Origin of the sequence: Tritonibacter mobilis F1926 (genome assembly GCF_000376545.2) — a bacterium.
Taxonomy (GTDB): Bacteria; Pseudomonadota; Alphaproteobacteria; order Rhodobacterales; family Rhodobacteraceae; genus Epibacterium; species Epibacterium mobile.
This window is the reverse complement of record NZ_CP015230.1, coordinates 695,411-715,271: the sequence shown is the minus strand read 5'-3', so window position 1 is coordinate 715,271 and position 19,861 is coordinate 695,411. Positions and strand designations below refer to the sequence as shown.

Annotated in this window: 21 protein-coding genes and 1 tRNA gene; 6 read left to right on the top strand and 16 right to left on the bottom strand. The window is 62.0% G+C overall.

The window, feature by feature from the left end:
* Window positions 1-83 precede the first annotated feature (83 nt).
* The 4 genes from K529_RS03385 to K529_RS03370 form a co-directional block, all read right to left on the bottom strand.
* On the bottom strand, window positions 84-905 hold the full coding sequence (locus tag K529_RS03385) for an extensin-like domain-containing protein (protein ID WP_080929604.1): 822 nt from the start codon (window positions 903-905) through the stop codon (window positions 84-86).
* Between the two features lie 35 nt (window positions 906-940).
* Window positions 941-1,873 carry a prephenate/arogenate dehydrogenase family protein gene (locus K529_RS03380; protein ID WP_046002434.1) on the bottom strand — a complete coding sequence of 311 codons (933 nt, stop codon included), beginning with the start codon at window positions 1,871-1,873 and terminating at the stop codon, window positions 941-943.
* Window positions 1,870-2,958 carry a histidinol-phosphate transaminase gene (hisC, locus tag K529_RS03375; protein WP_046002433.1) on the bottom strand — a complete coding sequence of 363 codons (1,089 nt, stop codon included), beginning with the start codon at window positions 2,956-2,958 and terminating at the stop codon, window positions 1,870-1,872. Before hisC ends, K529_RS03380 begins: the two co-directional genes overlap by 4 nt.
* A gap of 362 nt (window positions 2,959-3,320) precedes the next feature.
* Entirely contained in the window at window positions 3,321-4,745 is a 1,425-nt protein-coding gene (locus K529_RS03370; RefSeq protein WP_046002432.1) for an aminotransferase class V-fold PLP-dependent enzyme, read from the bottom strand.
* A 106-nt stretch (window positions 4,746-4,851) separates the two neighbouring features.
* Here K529_RS03370 and K529_RS03365 point away from each other — a divergent pair, with 106 nt between their 5' ends.
* Window positions 4,852-5,313 (top strand): Lrp/AsnC family transcriptional regulator, encoded by a 462-nt coding sequence (locus K529_RS03365; protein WP_005641088.1) that lies wholly within the window; start codon window positions 4,852-4,854, stop codon window positions 5,311-5,313.
* Window positions 5,314-5,359: 46 nt separating this feature from the next.
* On the opposite strand, the gene K529_RS03360 is transcribed toward K529_RS03365, so the two are convergent.
* The 6 genes from K529_RS03360 to K529_RS03335 form a co-directional block, all read right to left on the bottom strand.
* Complete coding sequence (locus tag K529_RS03360) at window positions 5,360-5,827, bottom strand: GNAT family N-acetyltransferase (RefSeq protein WP_005641093.1); 468 nt, start codon at window positions 5,825-5,827, stop codon at window positions 5,360-5,362.
* 32 nt (window positions 5,828-5,859) lie between these two features.
* Complete coding sequence (locus K529_RS03355) at window positions 5,860-6,447, bottom strand: PA14 domain-containing protein (RefSeq protein ID WP_005641095.1); 588 nt, start codon at window positions 6,445-6,447, stop codon at window positions 5,860-5,862.
* Between the two features lie 200 nt (window positions 6,448-6,647).
* A complete protein-coding gene (gene rpsD / locus K529_RS03350) occupies window positions 6,648-7,268 on the bottom strand; it encodes a 30S ribosomal protein S4 (RefSeq protein ID WP_005641099.1) in 621 nt (206 codons plus the stop codon).
* Window positions 7,269-7,699: 431 nt separating this feature from the next.
* Window positions 7,700-8,761 carry a Hint domain-containing protein gene (locus K529_RS03345; protein ID WP_046002431.1) on the bottom strand — a complete coding sequence of 354 codons (1,062 nt, stop codon included), beginning with the start codon at window positions 8,759-8,761 and terminating at the stop codon, window positions 7,700-7,702.
* Window positions 8,762-8,893: 132 nt separating this feature from the next.
* Complete coding sequence (locus K529_RS03340) at window positions 8,894-9,835, bottom strand: lipid A-modifier LpxR family protein (protein WP_046002430.1); 942 nt, start codon at window positions 9,833-9,835, stop codon at window positions 8,894-8,896.
* Window positions 9,836-10,011: 176 nt separating this feature from the next.
* The gene (locus K529_RS03335) at window positions 10,012-10,413 is read right to left on the bottom strand and encodes a rhodanese-like domain-containing protein (protein ID WP_009176636.1); all 402 of its coding nucleotides are present in this window, start codon (window positions 10,411-10,413) and stop codon (window positions 10,012-10,014) included.
* A 179-nt stretch (window positions 10,414-10,592) separates the two neighbouring features.
* On the opposite strand from K529_RS03335, the gene K529_RS03330 reads away from it, so the two are divergent.
* Window positions 10,593-11,903 (top strand): NAD(P)/FAD-dependent oxidoreductase, encoded by a 1,311-nt coding sequence (locus K529_RS03330; protein WP_046002429.1) that lies wholly within the window; start codon window positions 10,593-10,595, stop codon window positions 11,901-11,903.
* A gap of 17 nt (window positions 11,904-11,920) precedes the next feature.
* On the opposite strand, the gene K529_RS03325 is transcribed toward K529_RS03330, so the two are convergent.
* The gene (locus tag K529_RS03325; protein ID WP_005651555.1) at window positions 11,921-12,727 is read right to left on the bottom strand and encodes an IclR family transcriptional regulator; all 807 of its coding nucleotides are present in this window, start codon (window positions 12,725-12,727) and stop codon (window positions 11,921-11,923) included.
* A gap of 98 nt (window positions 12,728-12,825) precedes the next feature.
* On the opposite strand from K529_RS03325, the gene K529_RS03320 reads away from it, so the two are divergent.
* A complete protein-coding gene (locus K529_RS03320; protein WP_005651553.1) occupies window positions 12,826-14,454 on the top strand; it encodes a sulfatase-like hydrolase/transferase in 1,629 nt (542 codons plus the stop codon).
* Window positions 14,455-14,620: 166 nt separating this feature from the next.
* On the opposite strand, the gene K529_RS03315 is transcribed toward K529_RS03320, so the two are convergent.
* Together K529_RS03315 and K529_RS03310 are read right to left on the bottom strand one after the other, a co-directional pair.
* Entirely contained in the window at window positions 14,621-15,007 is a 387-nt protein-coding gene (locus tag K529_RS03315) for a hypothetical protein (protein WP_005651552.1), read from the bottom strand.
* 226 nt (window positions 15,008-15,233) lie between these two features.
* Window positions 15,234-16,271 carry an RluA family pseudouridine synthase gene (locus tag K529_RS03310; protein WP_046002428.1) on the bottom strand — a complete coding sequence of 346 codons (1,038 nt, stop codon included), beginning with the start codon at window positions 16,269-16,271 and terminating at the stop codon, window positions 15,234-15,236.
* Between K529_RS03310 and K529_RS03305 the strand changes: the two genes are divergently transcribed.
* Window positions 16,270-16,578 carry a DUF6476 family protein gene (locus K529_RS03305; protein WP_005642685.1) on the top strand — a complete coding sequence of 103 codons (309 nt, stop codon included), beginning with the start codon at window positions 16,270-16,272 and terminating at the stop codon, window positions 16,576-16,578. The genes K529_RS03310 and K529_RS03305 overlap by 2 nt on opposite strands.
* 109 nt (window positions 16,579-16,687) lie before the next feature.
* On the opposite strand, the gene K529_RS03300 is transcribed toward K529_RS03305, so the two are convergent.
* Window positions 16,688-16,764, bottom strand: a tRNA-His gene (locus tag K529_RS03300).
* 291 nt (window positions 16,765-17,055) lie between these two features.
* On the opposite strand from K529_RS03300, the gene K529_RS03295 reads away from it, so the two are divergent.
* Window positions 17,056-17,244, top strand: a complete 189-nt coding sequence (locus K529_RS03295) for a DUF6324 family protein (protein WP_005642687.1) — start codon at window positions 17,056-17,058, stop codon at window positions 17,242-17,244.
* A gap of 256 nt (window positions 17,245-17,500) precedes the next feature.
* Window positions 17,501-18,580 (top strand): hypothetical protein, encoded by a 1,080-nt coding sequence (locus K529_RS03290; RefSeq protein WP_046002427.1) that lies wholly within the window; start codon window positions 17,501-17,503, stop codon window positions 18,578-18,580.
* A 39-nt stretch (window positions 18,581-18,619) separates the two neighbouring features.
* Here the strand turns inward: K529_RS03290 and K529_RS03285 are convergent, their stop codons facing one another.
* Window positions 18,620-19,168: an MmcB family DNA repair protein gene (locus K529_RS03285; RefSeq protein ID WP_005680200.1), complete on the bottom strand. Its 549-nt coding sequence runs from the start codon at window positions 19,166-19,168 to the stop codon at window positions 18,620-18,622.
* 338 nt (window positions 19,169-19,506) lie between these two features.
* The gene (locus K529_RS03280) at window positions 19,507-19,827 is read right to left on the bottom strand and encodes a hypothetical protein (protein ID WP_005649473.1); all 321 of its coding nucleotides are present in this window, start codon (window positions 19,825-19,827) and stop codon (window positions 19,507-19,509) included.
* Between the last annotated feature and the right edge of the window lie 34 nt (window positions 19,828-19,861).

The following is a 19,861-nucleotide window of genomic DNA, read 5'->3' as shown; positions in this document are numbered from 1 at the left end:
CGCAGACCGTGCTGATATGGGTATGCCTTGCGCGGTCGCGCCCCTGCGGGGGCGGGAGAGCCACCGGAACACGAATGCGACGCTTAACGGCAGTAACGCCCGCTGCGATGGCGGGCCACATCAAGGTGGAAGTGATCGCGGTGATAAATATCCGCATCTGGTCCCAACACGGTGCGAAACGGCCCGCAGGCTGCTTTCCACATGCGTTGCAGAGCTTTGCGCGTCGAGCGATCACGCCAGCCCTTCAACACGCTTACTGTGGTCCCGCTCTCAAGCGTAAAGCCGGAAATATCAATTGCCCGACCCCGCCCATGTTCAGAGATTTTCGCCCCCGGACGGTTGTTGCGCGTCCGGCAGCTGTACCCGGCTGCCACCCTGAGCTGCACCACTCGGTTAGAGCGACCAAACGCCGTCTCCACGTCGCGCGACACCCATTTATTCAGCGCCTTTGCCGTCTCGCAAGTCATCAGCGCAGGCCTGCTCAGCGTCACCCCCGACACCGACCGCACCCGCACCGCATCACGCGCACCGCACCCACGGAGCTTACCGGGAATATCCCCCGCCTCTTCGCCCTGAATGTCGATATCGCCGCAAACAGAGCCGCGCCGCCGTTTGGCACGCCCAAAGAGCACCTGCTGCTCGAACTCCGGCGTGCGCATCATCGGGCGCAGGGTTTCACCCGGTGCCACCGGAGCCAGATCCACCGGACGGGCGGCGGCGGCGATGATCTGTGCTGACACTGGCCGGATGTGTGGGCGCATCTGTGGCACGGGCACGGTCGACGCCACAGCAGAGACCTCAGTGACCTCCGTCAGCGCCAACTCCGCCCCGCGTTCCAGCGGCGGGCGCGGGGTGGTTTCAGGCGCGGCAGCACCCAGCCCGCAGCCAGCATGGATCAGCACCATGGCAACGCCAACCCGCCGGACCACCCCGCGCGCCCTCATTTTTTCGGCCCGCGACCAAAGTCCGGCGCGGCAGTGTCCTGACCGGCCTCGATAATGCCCCGCCGGATGGCACGGGTGCGGGTGAAATAGTCGTGCAGATGCGCGCCATCCCCGGTGCGGATCGCCCGTTGCAGGGCAAAGAGCTCCTCGGTGAACCGGCCCAGAATTTCTAGCGTGGCGTCCTTGTTGGTCAGGAACACATCGCGCCACATGGTCGGGTCCGAGGCCGCGATCCGGGTGAAGTCGCGAAACCCCGCAGCAGAATATTTGATCACTTCGCTATCGGTCACGCGGCGCAGATCATCTGCCACACCCACCATGGTATAGGCGATCAAATGCGGCGTGTGACTAGTCACCGCCAGCACCAGATCATGGTGGTCGGCGTCCATCTCATCCACATGCGCGCCCATCCCTTCCCAGAGGGCGCGCAGCCGCGCAACCGCCTCCGGCGCGCTGCCCTCCACCGGCACCAACAGGCACCAACGGTTGTCAAACAGCTCGGCAAAACCCGACTCGGGACCGGAATGCTCGGTCCCCGCGAGCGGGTGTGAGGGCACAAAATGCACGCCATCCGGAATATGCGGCGCCACATCCTCGATCACATGGCGCTTGACCGATCCCACATCGGAGACCGTCGCGCCGGGCATCAACGCCGGTGCAATCTCGGCCGCAACCGCGCCCATCGCCCCAACCGGCACGCAGAGCACCACGAGATCTGCGCCCTCAACCGCCGCACGTGCGGTGTCGCAGACCCGATCACACAGACCAATCCGGCGCGCGGTGTCGCGGGTTTCCGGGCTGCGGGCATAGCCGGTGACTTCCCCCGCAAGCCCCGCGCGTTTGATGGCCCAGAACATCGAGGATGCAATCAGCCCAAGACCGATCAGTGCCACGCGGTTGTAGACGGGTTTGGCTGCAGTCTCGCTCATTGTGCCGCCCCGGCCTTGAAGTCCTGAACCGCGCTTGCAACCGCGCGGCATGCGGTCTCGTCTCCGACAGTGATCCGCAAGGCGGTGGGCAGGTTATACCCCGCCACCCGGCGCACGATCAGGCCGCGTTGTTTCAGGAAGTCGTCACAGGCTTCCGCCTCGGCTTGGGAGGCAAAGCGCGCCAGAATGAAGTTGGTACAGGATGTGTCCGACGGCACGCCCAGCCCGGCCAGTTGATCCGCCAGCCAGCCGCGCCATTTGGCGTTCTCGACGCGGCAGGTTTCGACATACGCACGGTCCCGCACCGCGGCCTCGGCCCCGGCAAGCGCTGTCACCGAGACATTGAACGGCCCGCGCACGCGATTGAGCACATCGATGATTGGCTTTGGTCCATAGCCCCAGCCCACACGCGCGCCCCCTAGTCCGTAGATCTTGGAGAACGTGCGGGTCATCACCACGTTTTCGCGCGCCTCAATGAGGGATGCCCCGGCGTCAAAGCCCTCGACATACTCAGCATAGGCCCCATCCAGAACGAGGATCGCATCCTCCGGGATACCATCGGCAAGGCGCGCCACCTCGGCCTCGGAAATCATGGTGCCGGTGGGATTGTTGGGGTTTGCGATGAACACCAGCTTGGTCTGCGGCGTGCAGCCTGCCAGCAGCGCATCCACATCGGTGACGCGCTCGCGCTCCTTCACTTCGACCGGGGTGGCCCCGGCGGCAAGGGCGGAAATGCGGTACATGGCAAACCCGTGCTCGGTATAAAGCACCTCATCCCCCGGCCCGGCATAGCACTGACAGAGAAAAGCGATGATCTCATCGCTGCCCGCCCCGCAAATGATGCGCTCGGCATCCAGCCCGTGGGTTTCGGCAATCGCGGTGCGCAGGGCGGTATGGTCGGAGCTCGGATACCGATGCATGCTGGTGACAGCCTGCGCCATCGCCTCCACCGCCTTGGGGCTTGGGCCCAGCGGGTTCTCATTGGAGGAGAGCTTGGTCACATTGCTCACCCCGTCCACATGGGCTGCGCCACCCTGATAGAGGGCGATGTCCATGATACCGGGTTGCGGTGTGATTTGGGTCATATCGTTGAGCTCCTTCGCGAACCTGTTCGTCATAGCGCCCTCGGCGCGATGGGAAAAGCCGCAACTTGCTCATTGCTTCATCAACACACCTATGGGGCAGCCTGTCGCTGCCAGAGCACGCCCGCCACGTCGCGCGGGGAGGCTCCCGCCCGTCGTCCGTGCCCTTTGGCCGAGGTCGCGCCACACATGACCCCGTTTTTGCGCCTGCCCCGGATCTGGCAGGTCCACCGCCGCAGGGCACATCCTCCCGTTGGGCCGGTCCGCGCCGCGTGCCCAAAGGGCACGCGGCGCGGGTCGCCTCGGGCAAAGCCCGAGGCGAAACACCTCAATCACAACGTCTATTCATAGATTATACTGAGGGATCAGGCCGCACGCGGCTGGAAGCGTGCGGTGCTGGGATCGGCATCATAGGCGGCAGCGATTTCTTCAGCCTCTGCCACCAGCTTTGCAACACTCTCGATCACATAGTCCACGGTCGCCTCCTCCATCAGATAGGAGAAGTTGAGCCGCACCCAACCGGGTTTTTGCAACTCCCGCCCGGCCAGAAGATCGCCGAGCAAGGCCTCGGACTGTGGCTGGTCGATCTCCAGCAAACGATGCGCATAAGGCCCCGCGCAGGCACAACCGCCGCGCGCCTGAATGCCGTAGACATCGCTCAACATGCGCGTAAACAACTGCTGATGCACCGGCGCGCCGGATGCCCCTGCCACGGTGAAGGAAAAGATCGGCAGCCGATGCGCGCTTTCATGCCCCAGAAGCGTCAGCCCCGGCACATCCGCCCAGGCCGCGCGCGCCTTGGCCGCATAGCGGGCTTCGCGCGCCTCAATGTGGTCCTGCCCTACGGCCTCTTTGACCAAGAACGCCAGCGCCGCGCGGATGTCGCCCACCACATTCGGGGTGCCTGCCTCCTCGCGCGCAGCCAGACTGTCCGCATAGCGATGCGACCACGGCGACACAAAACTCACCGTGCCGCCACCCGGCCACGAAGGATTGCACGCGCGTACCGCATCCCGGCGCAGCACCAGCACGCCCGAGGCCCCCGGCCCGCCTGGAAACTTATGCGGCGAGACCACCACGGCGTCCTTTGGCTCCGCCCCATGTGCGCCCATGTCGATGGGCAGATAGGGCCCGCCACCGGCATAGTCCCAAACCGCAAGCGCGCCGTGCGCGCGCAACAGCCGGGTCACCGGATCGGGGTCGGTGATAATCCCCGTTACATTTGAGGCCGCCGAGAAACTGCCGATTTTCAGATCCGCATCCGCATGCGCAACCAAGGCCGCCTCAAGCGCCATCAGATCGACCCCGCCCTCGGTACCTTCGGGAATTTCCACCACCTCGGCGCGGCTCTCGCGCCACGGCAGGATGTTGGAGTGATGCTCATAGGGGCCGATATACACCACCGGGCGCGTGGCCTCCTCAATCCCCAAAAGCTTCACCAACCGGTTCAAACCCGCCGTGGCACCGGAGCCTGCAAAGATCACCTCGCAGTCGTCCCCCGCCCCCGTCAGCCGCGCAATCTCAGCCCGGGCGTCGCGGCGCAGGCGGGTGACATACTGGCCGCAATAGGAGGCCTCGGTGTGGGAATTGGCATAAAACGGCAGCAGTTTTTCGGAAATGAACGTTTCGACCGGGCGCATCGCACGCCCCGAGGCCACGTAATCCGCATAGACCAGTGGCACATCGCCGTTGAGACCGGGGATCATCACCCCCTCGCCGATCAGCGACTGAGCCAGCCCCCCCGCCTCCGCTGTGTCTTTGATCGCCGTTTTGAACTGTTCAAGGATCATTGTCGCGCCCTCATTGCCATTTGAGCAATGATAGACCACCAGTGGTTGGTCATTTTCACATATTTACACAGGTGACAGCCCAATATTCATATCATATGATCCACACATGTCGAAAAACATCGATCAAATTGACCGCGACCTTTTGCGAGCCTTGCAACGGGATGGCAGCCTGTCTCAACGCGACCTCGCCGAACGAGTCGGCCTGTCGCAAAACGCCTGTTGGCGGCGGCTCAAGGCCTTGCAGGACAAGGGCATATTGCGCGGCACCCGCGCCGAAGTGGATCGCAGCCAGCTCGATCTCGGTCTGGTGGTCTTTGTGATGCTGCGCACCCGGCATCACTCGGCCGAGTGGCTGGCGCAGTTTCGCCGCCATGTGCTGACGATCCCGGAAGTGGTGGATTTTCACCGCATCGGCGGCGATTACGACTACCAGCTCAAGGTCGTGACCCGCGACATGGCGAGTTATGACAAGGTCTATCAACGCCTGATCGCGGGCGTCGAACTGGACAGCGTGACCTCCTATTTCGCCATGGAAGCCATTGCCGAAGGACGCCCGCTGCCGGTCTGACGGGCAGACGCCTCGTGATCACAACGCGTGGTCACAACGCATGACCTCAGGTGGTGAGAACCAGCTTCTTGCCCACCGCCGTGGGCGTCTCGCGATAGTCGACAAATCCCATGGCACTGTAATAGCCCAAACCTTGTGCGTTATCAGCACCGATCAGGGCTTCGATCGCGGGGAGGCACATTTTCAACGCCGCTTTCTTCGTCTCGACGAAAAGCGCCCGTCCGATCCCCCGACCCGAGGCTTGGGGCAGGACATGCGTGCCGATAATCCCCCATCCCACCGGGGTACCATAAGCATTTCCGTCAACGGCAATCTTTAGCGACTGGAAACCGAGCACGTCGCCGCGCACATCCATCGCAATCAAACAACTGAGCCGATCAGGATGCGCGATATAGTGTGTCTGCGCAAAGATCGCATCGCCGGGCTTGCGACGCTTGCCAACCTTGCGCAACCCTTCCAGCACCGTAGATATTTTAGCCGCGTCGCAAGATTCTGCCGAAACGATTTCAATCATGCCGCGTATGAGCCTAAATCAACAAAAGCGCATCATTGCCCAAAGGCCGCGTTCGGCATCCATTTGGGACGTTTGCCCGCAGGCCCCGCCCGCATGTGCAAACAGGCGGTATTGGTGCGCTGGAACCACAGCGCCTTGAGCGGATACCACCCGGCCTCTGGCACCTCGACCTCAACCGCAAAGGTCTCCTCGCAGGGTTGGCGGCCATCAAACTCGCCCACCACCTGACCGCCGACCACCGCATGCAGGCCGTCATTGGTCAAAAAATCGATCGTGTAGATACCCGGCGCATCAAAGCGCACGTAACCGCGAATATCGGCCACCACCCGCTCGGCACGTTTGGCGGTCAGCACATTCTGCCCCAGCTCGGTGTCGCGGTAATCCAACCCCTTGAGCGGCGCCCCTTGTTCAACCTTGTATTTGAGCGCATTGCGCGCGGCAGCAAGGCTCTTCACATCAGAAGGATAAGCATAGCGCACAGACAACCCCGGTTTCAGCCCTGATGGCTGCGGGTTGGCCGGGGTGAGCATTACGGGTGCAGCCAGCGCCGCAACCGTCAAACCGACTGTCAGCGCAGCCCCGTAGGTCAACGCCCGACACAAGGCTGAAATCTTTGGCATGGTGGTCTCCCCAATCTATCCGGACCGCAGATTCAACCACAAAGATCCGGTTTTATCTCCACCCTACTCGGCAATTCCTCTCAAACCCAAGCCCTTCCTCATATTGCGCCTCTCCAAAAACGACGACATGAAAAAAGCCGCCCCAAAAAGGAGCGGCTTTTCGAACTGGTAGCAAACGCGCCCCTTTGGGCGCACCAGCATTAGTTTTTGGCGTAGAATTCGACCACGAGGTTCGGTTCCATCATCACCGGGTACGGCACATCGGCCAGACCAGGCGCGCGCACGAAGGTGGCGGTCAGCTTGGAGTGGTCAACTTCGATGTAATCCGGAACGTCACGCTCTGCGAGCTGAACGGCCTCCAGAACAGCTACGTTCTGCTTGGACTTTTCACGCACCTCGATCACGTCGCCTTCTTTGACGCGGTAGGAGGGGATGTTGACGCGCTTGCCGTTCACCAGCACATGGCCGTGGTTCACGAACTGACGGGCCGCAAAGACGGTCGGCACGAATTTGGCGCGGTAGACAACAGCGTCCAGACGACGCTCCAGCAGACCGATGAGGTTTTCACCGGTGTCGCCCTTCACACGCTCGGCTTCGCCGTAGATGCGACGGAATTGTTTCTCGGTCAGGTCGCCGTAGTAGCCTTTCAGCTTCTGCTTGGCGCGCAGCTGAATACCGAAGTCGGACAGTTTGCCTTTACGGCGCTGACCGTGCTGGCCGGGGCCATATTCACGACGGTTCACCGGGGATTTCGGACGGCCCCAGATGTTTTCGCCCATACGGCGGTCAATTTTGTACTTGGCAGACGTGCGTTTTGTCACGGCTGATCTCCTTTATATTTGGCTCCGCAACTCGCTCCGAAAACCGGTTCCCACTTTTCGGGTTGCGGACGCGCGCGACACACAACCGTCAGAACCAGATCAGGCTCGCCACGGCGATAAAGGGCGTTGTCCTCTTGGATTTGGATCTGATGATCCTCGACCTTGACAGGCATCCCCTTGCGGGGGCCACCAACACCAATGAAGCCGCGCTTCTACAGGATCGCTTGGCCGTGTCAAGTGAGAAGCGGCAGCTTTACCCGAAACCACCCAAAGGGGCGTTGCCCCTCTTGGCCTGCGGCCAATTCACCCCAGGATATTTGGCGTTAGAAGAGCGGGGCCGGACTTCTTCTAACCCGAAATATCCCGGAGCGCGAGGCAGCGCCTCGCATCTGAACAAACCTGTGCGCCGCAGGCGCTCCGCTAGGTTACGCTCAGGCCGCGTTGTGCATCAAGATAGCGGCCTCAGACGCCGAGAGGTTGCGCCGCGCAAAGGCGCCATAGCTGGCGGGGTCATGCTCAATCCCCGGCAAACGGCGCAACAGGCGCTTGCGGTCACTGTCATCCAGCGCAGCGAGGGCGGCGTGAGCAGGGTGGAAGCTCTCGGTCTCTACCCCATTGGCCCAGATCACCTGATGATGTTCCAGCAGCAGGTGAACATAAGTCACTTCGCGCACAGAGCTGTCGACCTCGATGGTGCGACCATTGATCAGATCGCGTGCGGCCACCAGCACCTCCGGCTCATTAAAGAGTGCCCGCGCCGCGCGGCCGCGCACCAGCATGCGATGCTCTGGTGACACCAAGAGCTCGCGTTCCGGGCGATCGATACCCAGCGCTCCGGCGCGAATCCGTATCGGACGCAGCCCCGGCATGACAAACAGTCGCGCTCCGCTCATCCGACGGGCGCCGATCCATTGCACCACCTGTGCGCCGTTGTCGCGGGTTTGCACCCGATCGCCTTCGCGCAGGGTTTCCACGGGTTTTGGTCCATCGGGGGTGGCAATACGTGTCCCCGGAGTAAAGCAAATCACGCCAGGATCGCGTGGCGCCTGATCCGCACCGAGATACCCCAGCGCATGATGCACCACCCAGAGATCGGTGTTGCGCGGCGGGATTTCATCCACAAACATCAACAGCGCAGGCCGCCCACGGCCCGCTTCGATCACGGTAACGGTATAGCTTTGTACGCCGTTGGTCACGATGAAGCTGCTGTCCGTCACCGGGTCATCGATATCAATCGCATGAATATCACTGCGGTTCTGCACGGCTGCGCCCACGAGGCGGCGCACCGTGCGCGCCGCACGACGCCGAAGGTCCTGTTCCCCATCTGCCATATCCAGACGCAACAGCTCTGATGGCCCGTCCACGCGCACGGCGTCCCCATGCCATGACCACGCAGCGCCCACCTCAAGTGCTGCAACAGGTGCCGCCTCGAGACCATCAATTTCCGTTTGCGTCCAAGAGATGACAAACGTGCCGCAAAAGCCCGTCTTCATCCGCTCTAGCCTGCCTCAGTTGAGTTCATCTCAATTATTAATGAAGCGTTAACAAATCAGGCCCCTAGGTGGAAGACTTAATCCCCGGGGCCCGTTTGCTTTTGACCCGGAGACCGTGGCGTAAAAACCACGTCAAAATGTCCAGCGCAGCCGCAGGGAGCCGACGATCTGACCCGTGTCCTGACCTGAGAACTCCTTGCCCAGATAGGTGATGCCATAGAAGAAATCGCGCCCGTCGCCTTGCCAGTGCAGCCCCGCGCGCAGGCGGTCCCGACGCGAATTCAGCGCGTACCCGCGCCCCTGTGGCAGGTAGACCGACTGTGCCACATGCGCCACATCGCCCCCCAGCGTGAAACTCAGGCCACGGGTGTCATACATCGTCCGGTAGCGCTGGCCCGTCACCGGATCGCGCACCAGGAGTTCGCCCTGCCCGGCTGTGCCCAGGGTCAGGTCCGCGCCGATTCGCACCAATGTCTCATCCCCGGCGCGCGCTTCGACAAAGGGGCGCAGACGGCTGCGTGGGCCAAGCGTGATGGTTTTGCCCAACTCGCCGACGAACGTGGGGCGTATCGTGTTTGGGATCTGTGCATCGCGCACCGCATCTGACGGGCGCGTGGTGTTGGCCAGATCATGCAGCGCATCCTGAAACCCGTCGAGCCCGGTTTGCGGGCCGATAAAGACCAGATCGCCGCCAAGCGAGATCTCCAGTGACCCGCGCTGCATATGCGTGTGCAGCCCGAGCGACAGGGCCCCCGCCCAAGGCCGATCACCCGCAGCCGGATTGCGCAGATTGTCCGGGGCGATGATCTGGCCCAGAAAGCGCAGCTCCAACAGCTCTCCGAAGTTCGCAGGGGCCTGCCCGTCCCAGCCGTAGCCGTAAATCCGCGACGAGGCGACAGACCCGGTGCGCCAGCGATCCTTGCCATCGCCGATCAGATCATTGTCGATCAGGTGGCCATAGCCGATCCGGTGACGTTTCTGCGCCTCTGACGGGGCCGCCTCCGCCGCCTGCACAGTGCTGGCCAAAGGAAGCGCAATCGCGGCGCAGAGCGCCAGCGCAAGGGATCGGATCATCTGAATACCTGCTGGTGGGTTATTGGTGTCTTTAGGCCCCAACTGGTTAACCAACACTTAATGGCGCCACTAGTGCAGCCACGCCACAGCATCCCGCAAAGGCCACCCGGCGCGCCCCGGAAATGCCGCGTTTTTGTCGCGATATGAACCCCTTGACCTGCTGTCGGGACAGGGCGTTAGCCTTCGTCAACCGGAGCCACCACCGGGCCGCCTGCCTTGAGCCAGCCGGAGAACCCGTCGCTGATGTGCGCGGCCTCAAACCCCATGTCCTGCAACATCGCCACCGACAGGGCCGACCGCCACCCCGAGGCGCAATGAAAGACAAAGCGTTTTTCCTCGGCAAAGATCTCTTTGAAATAGGGGCTGTCGGGATCAACCCAGAACTCCAGCATGCCGCGCGGACAATGAAAACTGCCGGGGATAAACCCCACGCGCTGGCGTTCCCGCACATCGCGCAGGTCGACAAACACCACCTCCGGCGTGCCATGCAGGGCAATCGCCTCTGCCGCAGTGATTTCCTCGATACGGGCGCGGGCTGCGGCGACCATCTGCGCCGATGTTGTCTTGAGCTGTGCCATCCGGACCTCCTGCGGCGTGTGTTTCCAACACTCTAGGGGCAGCTTTGCCCCCACGCCAGCCCCGGCGAGGGGGCGCGCGATCACAGCAATTGACAGCCGCCCTGCCCTGCCGCAGTGTCGCCCGCAGGCCCGGTACATTGATGCGCCGACCCTGCCCCCGAACATGCGAGGAGATCAGCGTGACCACAGACACGTCCCTTTCCCAATCCGCCGGTCAGCCGCGTTCTGAACCGATCTCTCTGTGGGACCGCTCATCCGAGGAACCCACCTATGCCAATCCCCTGGCACAGGACGCCCGCGTCGATGTGGCCATCGTGGGCGGCGGCTACACGGGGCTTTCGACCGCGCTGCATGGCGCGCTCAAGGGGCTGTCGTGTCACGTGCTGGAGGCCGCCGAGATCGGCCATGGTGGCTCCGGACGCAACGTGGGGCTGGTCAATGCCGGCCTGTGGCTTCCGCCGCAACAGGTGGAGCAGATGCTGGGCAAGGCGCATGGCGGCGCATTGGTGCGCGAGCTAGGCGATATGCCCGACTATGTGTTCTCGCTGATCGAGCAATATCAGATCCGCTGCGAGGCCACCCGCGCAGGCACCATCCACGCCGCACATGCCGCATCGGGGCTGCGCGATCTTGAGGCTCGCGCCGCAGGCTGGCAGGCGCTTGGTGCGCCGGTGCGCCTGCTGAGCGCGGACGAGACCGCGGAAAAGACCGGCACCGCAAAATTTCACGGCGGGCTCTTGGATGCACGCGCAGGCACCATCAACCCGATGGGCTATGTGCGCGGATTGGCCCGCGCCGCACGGGCTGCCGGGGCAGACATATCCACGGGAACCAAGGTGCTTGCGCTGAAGAAAGACGGCGCGAACTGGAAGGTGGAGACAGACCGCGGTGTGATCACCGCCGGGCGCGTCGTCATTGCCACCAACGCCTATAGCAATGACCTGTGGCCGGGGCTGGCGCAGAGCTTCACGCCGATCCATTTCTTCCAGATGGCCACCCAGCCACTCGGTGCTGAGGCCGGTTCCATCCTGCCCGAGGGTCAGGGCCTGTGGGACACCGGCAAGATCATGTTCTCGCTGCGCCGCGATCAGGCGGGGCGCCTGATTATCGGCTCCATGGGGTCGGTGGTGGGCGGCACCGAGGGCCTCACCCGCCGTTGGGCAGAGCGCAAGCTGCGCCGCCTGTTCCCGGATCTTGGCGCGCTGGAGTTCGCGGACGCCTGGCACGGGCAGATCGCCTTCACCCCCGATCACCTGTTCCGCATTCACCGGCTGGACGACGGGCTCTATTCCCCGGTGGGCTATAACGGGCGCGGCATCACCACCGGCACGATGTTTGGCCGGGCGCTGGCGGAACTGTTCTCCGGCGCGTCAGAGGACAGCCTGCCGCTGCCGATCACCGACCTGAAACCCGACCGGGGGCGCGCGGTGAAAACCCAGCTGTACCGCAGCGCCTTTCTCGCCAAACAGGCCGCCGAAAGCCTGCTCTGACATGCGTCGGGTGCGCTTCAGAGCGCCCCGCCCTCCCAGACCTCATCAAGGGCCGCATTGATCCCGGCGGCCGCCTCTTGCAGCGCAGGCAGATGCAGCGCTGCAAACTCCTCCACCGGTTTATAGGTCCTGAGCCACAGAACCGAGAGCCCGCCCAGCACCTGCCCGCCCGCCTTGATCGGGACCGCAATGGCACGCAGGTCGGTATCCCAGTCATGATCGCTGATCTGCGCCGTCGACCGCTCCGCATACCCCAGCCGGCGCACCCGCTCGATCCGCTTCATCAATGCCGCCAGATCCATGCCGAACCGCACTGGTCCCCAATGCAAATCGGGCTTCAGCGCCTCATAGGTCTTGGCAATCTCTGCATCCGTCATCTCGGCCAGACAGGCCACCCCGGCCGCCGACCCAAAGAGGCTCACCCGTTGATTGATCTGGCCCCGCTGAACGTGAAAGGTGCTGGCCTGACGGGTGTTGTCGATAATCCGCATCGCGCGCGCCTCGCGGATATGGATATCCGAAGGCCAGCCAATAGCCTTCGTAAGCGCCAGCGCCCGCGGGATCGCCGCATCGGCCATATGCAACATCCCCTTGGGCATCACCTCGCCCGAAATATCGGGAAACACCACCAAAGTTCGGTACAGCTGATCCGCCAGCGAGCGGCGCACGATCTTGCGCGCGATCAAAGTCTGCAACAGCCGCCGGATGGTGCTCTTGGGCAGCCCGGTGGCGCGGTGCAAATCTGCAAGCGACATCGCCCCTTCACGCGCAAGGGTCTCCAGAATTTCGATGCCACGATCAAGAGAGCGGTTTTCTTTCAACATGTCCCGTCATGCCACTGAGCGGCATGTTTTGACAAAGGGTTTTTGCGCATCGTTCACTGGCCTATCCTCTTTGGTGAAACACCAGTGGGGCCTGCGCTATGAATATCCTCTTTATCATGTTCGACCAACTGCGGTTCGACTACCTGAGCTGCGCCGGTCATCCGCATCTGAAAACGCCCCATATCGACCGGCTGGCAGAACGTGGCGTGCGGTTCACCAACGCCTATGTGCAATCGCCCATCTGTGGTGCTGCAAGAATGAGCTGCTACACCGGGCGCTATGTCTCCAGCCACGGGGCGCAATGGAACAACTCGCCCCTGCGGGTGGGCGAATGGACCATGGGGGATCACCTGCGCAAGGCGGGCATGGGCTGCTGGCTCATTGGCAAAACGCATATGAATGCCGACAGCGAGGGCATGGCCCGCCTTGGCCTCAGCCCCGACAGCGTGATTGGCGCACGACAAGCCGAATGCGGCTTTGACGTCTGGATTCGTGACGATGGCCTCTGGGCCGAAGGGCCGGACGGGTTTTATGACCAAAAGCGCAGCCCCTATAATGAATACCTAAAATCAAAGGGCTACGCGGGCCATAACCCGTGGCACGACTTTGCCAATGCGGGTCTTGAAGGCGAAGAGATGGCCTCCGGCTGGTTCATGGCCAATGCGCAGAAGGCCGCGAATATTGCCGAGGAAGACAGCGAAACCCCGTGGCTCACCACCAAGACCATCGAGTTCATTGAACAGGCCGAAGGACCATGGTGCGCGCATGTGAGCTACATCAAACCCCATTGGCCCTATATCGTGCCTGCGCCCTATCACGACATGTACGGGCCGGAGCATGTGCTGCCCGCCGTCAAAGACCCCGCAGAGCGCGACGATCCGCACCCCGTTTACGGTGCCTTCATGGGCAATGCCATCGGTCAGGCCTTCTCGCGCGAAGAAGTTCGGCAAGCCGCCATCCCCGCCTATATGGGCCTCATCAAGCAATGCGACGACCAGATGGGGCGGCTGTTTCAATACCTTGAGGACACCGGCCGGATGGATGACACGATGATCGTGATCACCTCTGACCACGGCGACTATCTGGGCGATCACTGGCTGGGCGAGAAGGATCTCTTTCACGAGCCCTCCGTCAAAGTGCCGATGATCGTCTATGATCCCCGCCCCGAAGCCGACGCCACCCGCGGCACCACCTGCGACGCGCTGGTGGAAAACATCGACCTGCTGCCCACTTTCGTGGAGGCCGCCGGCGGCGAGGTCGCAGATCACATCCTTGAGGGCCGCGCGCTCACACCGTGGTTGCATGGCCAGTCGCCCGAGGCGTGGCGGGACTACGCGATCAGCGAATACGACTATTCCGGCACGCCTATGAGTGTGAAGCTTGGCATCGCCCCCCGCGATGCGCGGCTCTTTATGGTGACGGACACGCGCTGGAAATTCATGCATGCCGAGGGCGGCCTGCCGCCAATGCTGTTCGATCTGGAAAACGACCCGCAAGAGTTTCACGACCTTGGCCGCAGTCCAGACCACTGCGAAGTGATCGACATGATGTATGCGCGCCTCGGCCAATGGGGTCGGCGCATGTCACAACGCATCACCCGCTCAGACGCACAGATCATTGCGGGACGCGGCGCCTCCCGCGGCAAAGGCATTCTGCTTGGGGTCTATGACCCCGAAGACGTCCCCGCCGAGCTAACCGTAAAATACCGCGGCAAGCCACCGGGGTGAGGTGCGAAGCGCGGGGAACAGGGGGTGCCCGGAGCGCGCCATCAGTCGTGGTGGAGTGGTGGAATGCGGGACAAAGCACCATTTCGCTGCGGCTACGCCGACGACTGCTTTAGGTAGTCACTTAGTCAAGCGTTGGCTTGGTTGTTTAGTTTATATTCGATGGGGGCTATCTGTGCCTATGTGCAAAGTCTGCCTCCAGACACGACAGAACCTTTGACGGCGTATCGGGGAACTTATTTCCAAAGGCCATTACTATCGGCTTGCGCCAATCAAACGCAGGCCGCGTGTCACCCTTGTTCTGCGCTTTCAGCAAAAAAGCTCTCTCTAGGTTGCGAAAGTCGTCAAAGATGACTTCGAGTGCCTCCAATAGCACCTTAGACTTTCTGTCACCGAAATGCTCACTAACATCAATCCAACGTTGGGAGCGCCAGAACAAGTATCCCGGATTTTGGCCGCTTGCGGTCAATGAACTCCTACTTGAATGCGTGCAGATTTCCAAAGCCTTCGACAATTCTTCCGTGGAAAAGGCAAGTCCCTCTTCGTCTTTGGTCATTTCACAAAACCAAAAATTATCGATACTGCTTTTAGACTGCTCAAAGCGCGATTGCCTTCATAGGTTTTGTGCCTAACCGTAATCATTGCCATTCGTGTGCCGTGTTGAAATAAATAAGTTCGGGCTCAATGCGGCCATTCGTTTGGATTGCAGCATCGTTCACAGATGCCCCGCTTGAGACATTCGCCCCACACCTCCAAAATTCAGAGCGTGGGTACCCCTCCCCCTAAATCGCAACTGGCATCCGAAGGGCTGAGATCAAGGCCTGCATGTCTTCGGGCAGCGGGGCCTCAAAGCGCATCATCTCGCCGCTCACCGGGTGCTCAAAGCCCAGAACGGCGGCGTGCAGGGCTTGCCGGTAAAAGTTGCTGATGGCCACAAGCCCCGCCGCGCTCAGCGCCTTGGGAGAGATCTTGCGCTTGCCGCCATAGGTGGGATCGCCCAGCAGCCCATGGCCCGCATGCGCCATATGCACCCGGATCTGATGAGTGCGCCCGGTTTCCAGCCAGCACTCCACCAAGGAGGCCGCCGCAGGGGCACCAAAAGCCTCGATGATGCGGGCGCGGGTCACCGCGTGGCGACCGCCTTCAAACAACACCGCTTGCCGTTGGCGGTCGGTCTTGTGGCGCGCAAGCTGGGTGGTGAGCTTGAGGATATTGCCCGGCTCAAAACTCGCACCGCGCACGCCGCGCAGGCGCGGGTCATTGGCGTCGGGCACACCGTAGCAGACCGCCTGATAATAGCGCTCGACGCTGTGACGCTCAAACTGCGCCGCCAGCCCCTGATGCGCAGCGTCCGATTTCGCCACCACCAAGAGGCCCGAGGTCTCCTTGTCGATCCGGTGCACGATGCCCGGGCGCTTTACCCCGCCCACACCAGAGAGATCCGCACCGCAATGATGCAAAAGCGCATTGACCAGCGTGCCGGAGGGGCTGCCGGGGGCCGGATGCACCACCATGCCTGCCGGTTTGTTGATGACGATAAGGTCGGCGTCCTCATAGATCACATCCAGCGCGATATCCTCGGGGCCGATGTGGCTCTCCTCGGTGTCCTCGACCGTGATGACGATCTGCGCGCCTTCAGGGACGCGGGCCTTTGCGTCACTGGCCACTGCCCCGTCCACCTCAACGCCACCGCTTTCGATCAGACGGGCCAGACGGGTGCGCGACAGGTTCGCTTCCTCTGGCACATCGCGCGCAATCGCTTTATCAAGCCGCTTGGGCGGATTGTCCGCGATCACAAATTCAATGCGGCGGCTGGCCATGACTCATCCTTCCGAACCTGAAAACATTACCGAACCGGCACAGCTGCGTTTCCTGCGCCGCCTCGTGACCACGCTCACGGTGATCATGGTGGGCGGGGTTCTAGTGGTAATTGCGCTGCTTGTCATCCGTTTGTCTGACGACACCTCTGCCCCCCGGCTTCCGGCAGACATTACCCTGCCCGATGGCGCGACGGCGCGGGCCGTGACCTTTGGAACCGGCTGGCTGGCGGTGGTGACCACCGACGATCAAATCCTGATCCTCGACAGCGAAACCGGTGCGCTGCGCCAGAGCGTTCAGATCGACTAACCAAGTCGCAGCCCTACTCCACGGCTGCACGGCTACGTGTCGCTACGGATGGCCGCGTCGGTCATCAACAGGCATAAAACCGTTTCATGACTGATGTTAGGGGGGGGGATGGTACCACCTCCTGGTCTCGAACCAGGGACCTCTTGATCCACAATCAAGCGCTCTAACCAACTGAGCTAAGGCGGCACTGGGGGCGATTTACAACACAGAAAATCAGAGTGCAAGAGCTCATGTCACAAGTTTTTTGCACTTTTTTGCGCAACGGCAAATTCTTCTGACCTCCCCCTGTCCGCATAGATCTGCGCCCGTTCAGATGTCCGGAAGTGGCCCGTTTGAGGCTGCAGTGATTCCCTCTCACTCCTTGTTTTCCCAATCAAAGGGCGCGCCGTGCGTGGGCAAGAGGCGACATCTTGCTTTTTAAGGGCTTGCAGGCTAGCAGGAGTTCCTACCGCGATCCGCAACCCGAAGGAGCTGCACATGGGGATCAATACCGAACGCGACATTGAGGCGAACATGCAGATCGGCCCGACCGATGCCGGGATGGTGCGCATTTTCATCGAAGCCGATGGGCTTGAGATCCCGATGGACTTCGACCCCGAGGAAGCCGAGGAAATCGCTGATGAAATCCGTGCAGCGGCACAGGCCGCGCGTGCTGTCAGCTCCTGAATAGCGCGTCTTTCTTCGACAGGATCGCCGGGCTTTGCGCCCGGCTTTTTTGTGCCCAAAACACCGCTGTCGACATCACAACAACCAACAATCGCCCATTAAGTTACCGCAAGTGCGCGCCCGGCTGCGCGCGATGGCCTGCCAGAGCGGCAAAATCCATCGAATTTGACGGGTTCCGTTTACGGAAGTTAGGGCCGTGTTAACCTCTACCTCCAAATGATTAATGAACGTCAAGTTTCTACTTGGAGCGTGTGTGATGTACCATTTTACAACCCCGCCGTTGGGACCAGCTGTGACCCTACCGAGCGCCATCGCCTCTGCGAATGGTCCGCGGGCCGCCGCGTTTTCCATTTCGAATTCAGACAAGCTGACCGCCAACCAATTGCAAAATCAGGTCTCTCAGGCCCGGCGCGCCCGCGAGAAAATGATCGATCAGGTGACCAAACCGCCCGAGCCGGGCTGGAAGTCCGCGATGAACCAGATCTCGGATACGGTCGATCACATGGAGAAAGTGCTGAACTTTCTGCGCACTCAGGTTTCCCGCTTGCCTGCGACCCCGGTGACGGACAAGGACGCCCTTGCGGTGTATCCTTCCGGCGTCGCAATGCAGCAGTCCGGCAGGATGCCGGACGGTCTCCCGTCGGTGGCAGAAGCCCCGGCGGACCTTAACGCAACACCCGTGGCCGCCCCCACGGATGCCACAGCCGAAACCAGCATCGCCGCGCGTCCTCCACGGGTGATCTATGTGATGGATGACGGGGTCGTCATCATCGGCCTGCCCCCAGCCGACACCCCACAGCCCAACGCTGCCGCGGATCGCACCGCCCCCCCAGCCCCCAGCGAGGCCCCACAACCTTCGCAATCAGAGCCCTCGCAATCAGGAGAGAGCATGACCTCCAACACCGTGATCAGCCTCCCCCTGACAGAAGATCAAAGACGGGCCAGTGCGGATCTGATTGCCCTCGCCCAGAAGGCCTACGCCTATCAGACCCAATCGCGCACATCGCAATCTGCAGAGTTGATCTCGGATGAGGGTGTCGGCCTGACCGGGGCCTTGTCCGAGGCACCGGGCAGCGCCGCCGCGCTGGATCGCACGGACCGCGCCCCTGTGCCACGGGTGTTGACAGCGGACGCTGCCCCCACTCTAGGCGCGGAGATACGCACGCCGCCCAGCGATCCGCTGATCGCAGCCGCAGAACCTTATGAGCGCAATCCCCAGCGAGAGGTCGCCGAGGCGCAGGAACAGCAGCAGATGCTCGCCCTGCAACTCGATGGGCACAGTGACATCATCTACATCGTCCCCCCGGCCAAAGCCGCCATCGACCTCACGGCCTGATCTGCAGGCCGTGTTCGGGTCTTTTGGGTCACCCTCAGGTCATTCTCCCTCGCTTGGAGACAACAGCAGCCCATCCCGTCCGGGTCTTGGATCTCTGAGCCGCTGCAGGCGGCGGGCGGCATCCATGGCGAATTTCTGGATCATCTTTTTGCGCCGCGCCGGGGGCAGTTTCTGCTCTGGGGCCATACGCACCACTTCGCCGTCATAGGCATCGGCGAGGATCAGCCCGGTGCCCTCTGGCAGCAGATCGGTGGGAAAATCCACGTCGACCGCCCAGAAGTACCGGTCGCACCACTCCAGATAGCCCTGCCATTTGCAATCGCTCTGAAAATCGGCGCGGCTGGATTTGCACTCGATCACCCATAATTCGCCCTTTGGCCCCAGCGCCATCACATCCACCCGCAGCCCGCGCGCGGGGACGAATTCCTCAACCGAGGCAAATCCCATCGAGCGCAGATAGCGACTGACCCCACGCGCCAGACGCTGTCCCGGCTGCAGCAGGGCCAGTGTCGCCTCATCGCCCTCAGGCGGGACGGCCTCCCGCGTGGGGGCGTCGAACTCATCTTGATCGAGGTGCTGATGTGTCATACCCGAAAAGTGAACAATTCATGAACAAAAATCAAGCCCCAGATCCCCACACGCCCCCTTGTGCAAGCGCGCGCGCCGCACTACCTATTGCGAAGGCGGGTTCTCCCCTTCTCGTGACAGGCAGCATTCCAGTGGCCTTAAGCAATTCCGAGGGAGCTGGCTCTGTCCGGATCCTGGTCCGTTTACCTGGCGCCCACCTGTACATACAGGTCCTCGGGAATCAACGCCGCACGGTTGACTGGTGGTTCCCGCCGCTTTTCCCACGCTAACGCCTGCAAACAAAAAGCCGCGCAAGACATACGCGGCCTGTGTTCAGCCAATCCCAGAGGGGCCAGCCCTCAGCGTTTGGTGGGGCGACCGGCCTGTGCGGCTTTGGCCGGGACCGGCACCGCTTGCAGCTCCGGCCCAACCCAAGTTCCACCGCGCGGGGGGTCCTCACGTTCCGCCATTGCCATGATCTTAAAGCCGAACTGAACACCGCCAAAGACCACCGCATTGGAAATCCACAGCGCCAGCACTGCGACGACGCCCGCATCAGATCCAAAGACCAGTGCACCAAGATTGGCGATGTTGAACCACAACAGGATGCCCACAAAAATCGCGGCCAGCACCAGCCCCCAAAGGGCGCTTCTGATGTAGAGCTTAATCGGTTCGGGCATGACACTCTCCTTGCGGCTACCCTTTAAATCTAGG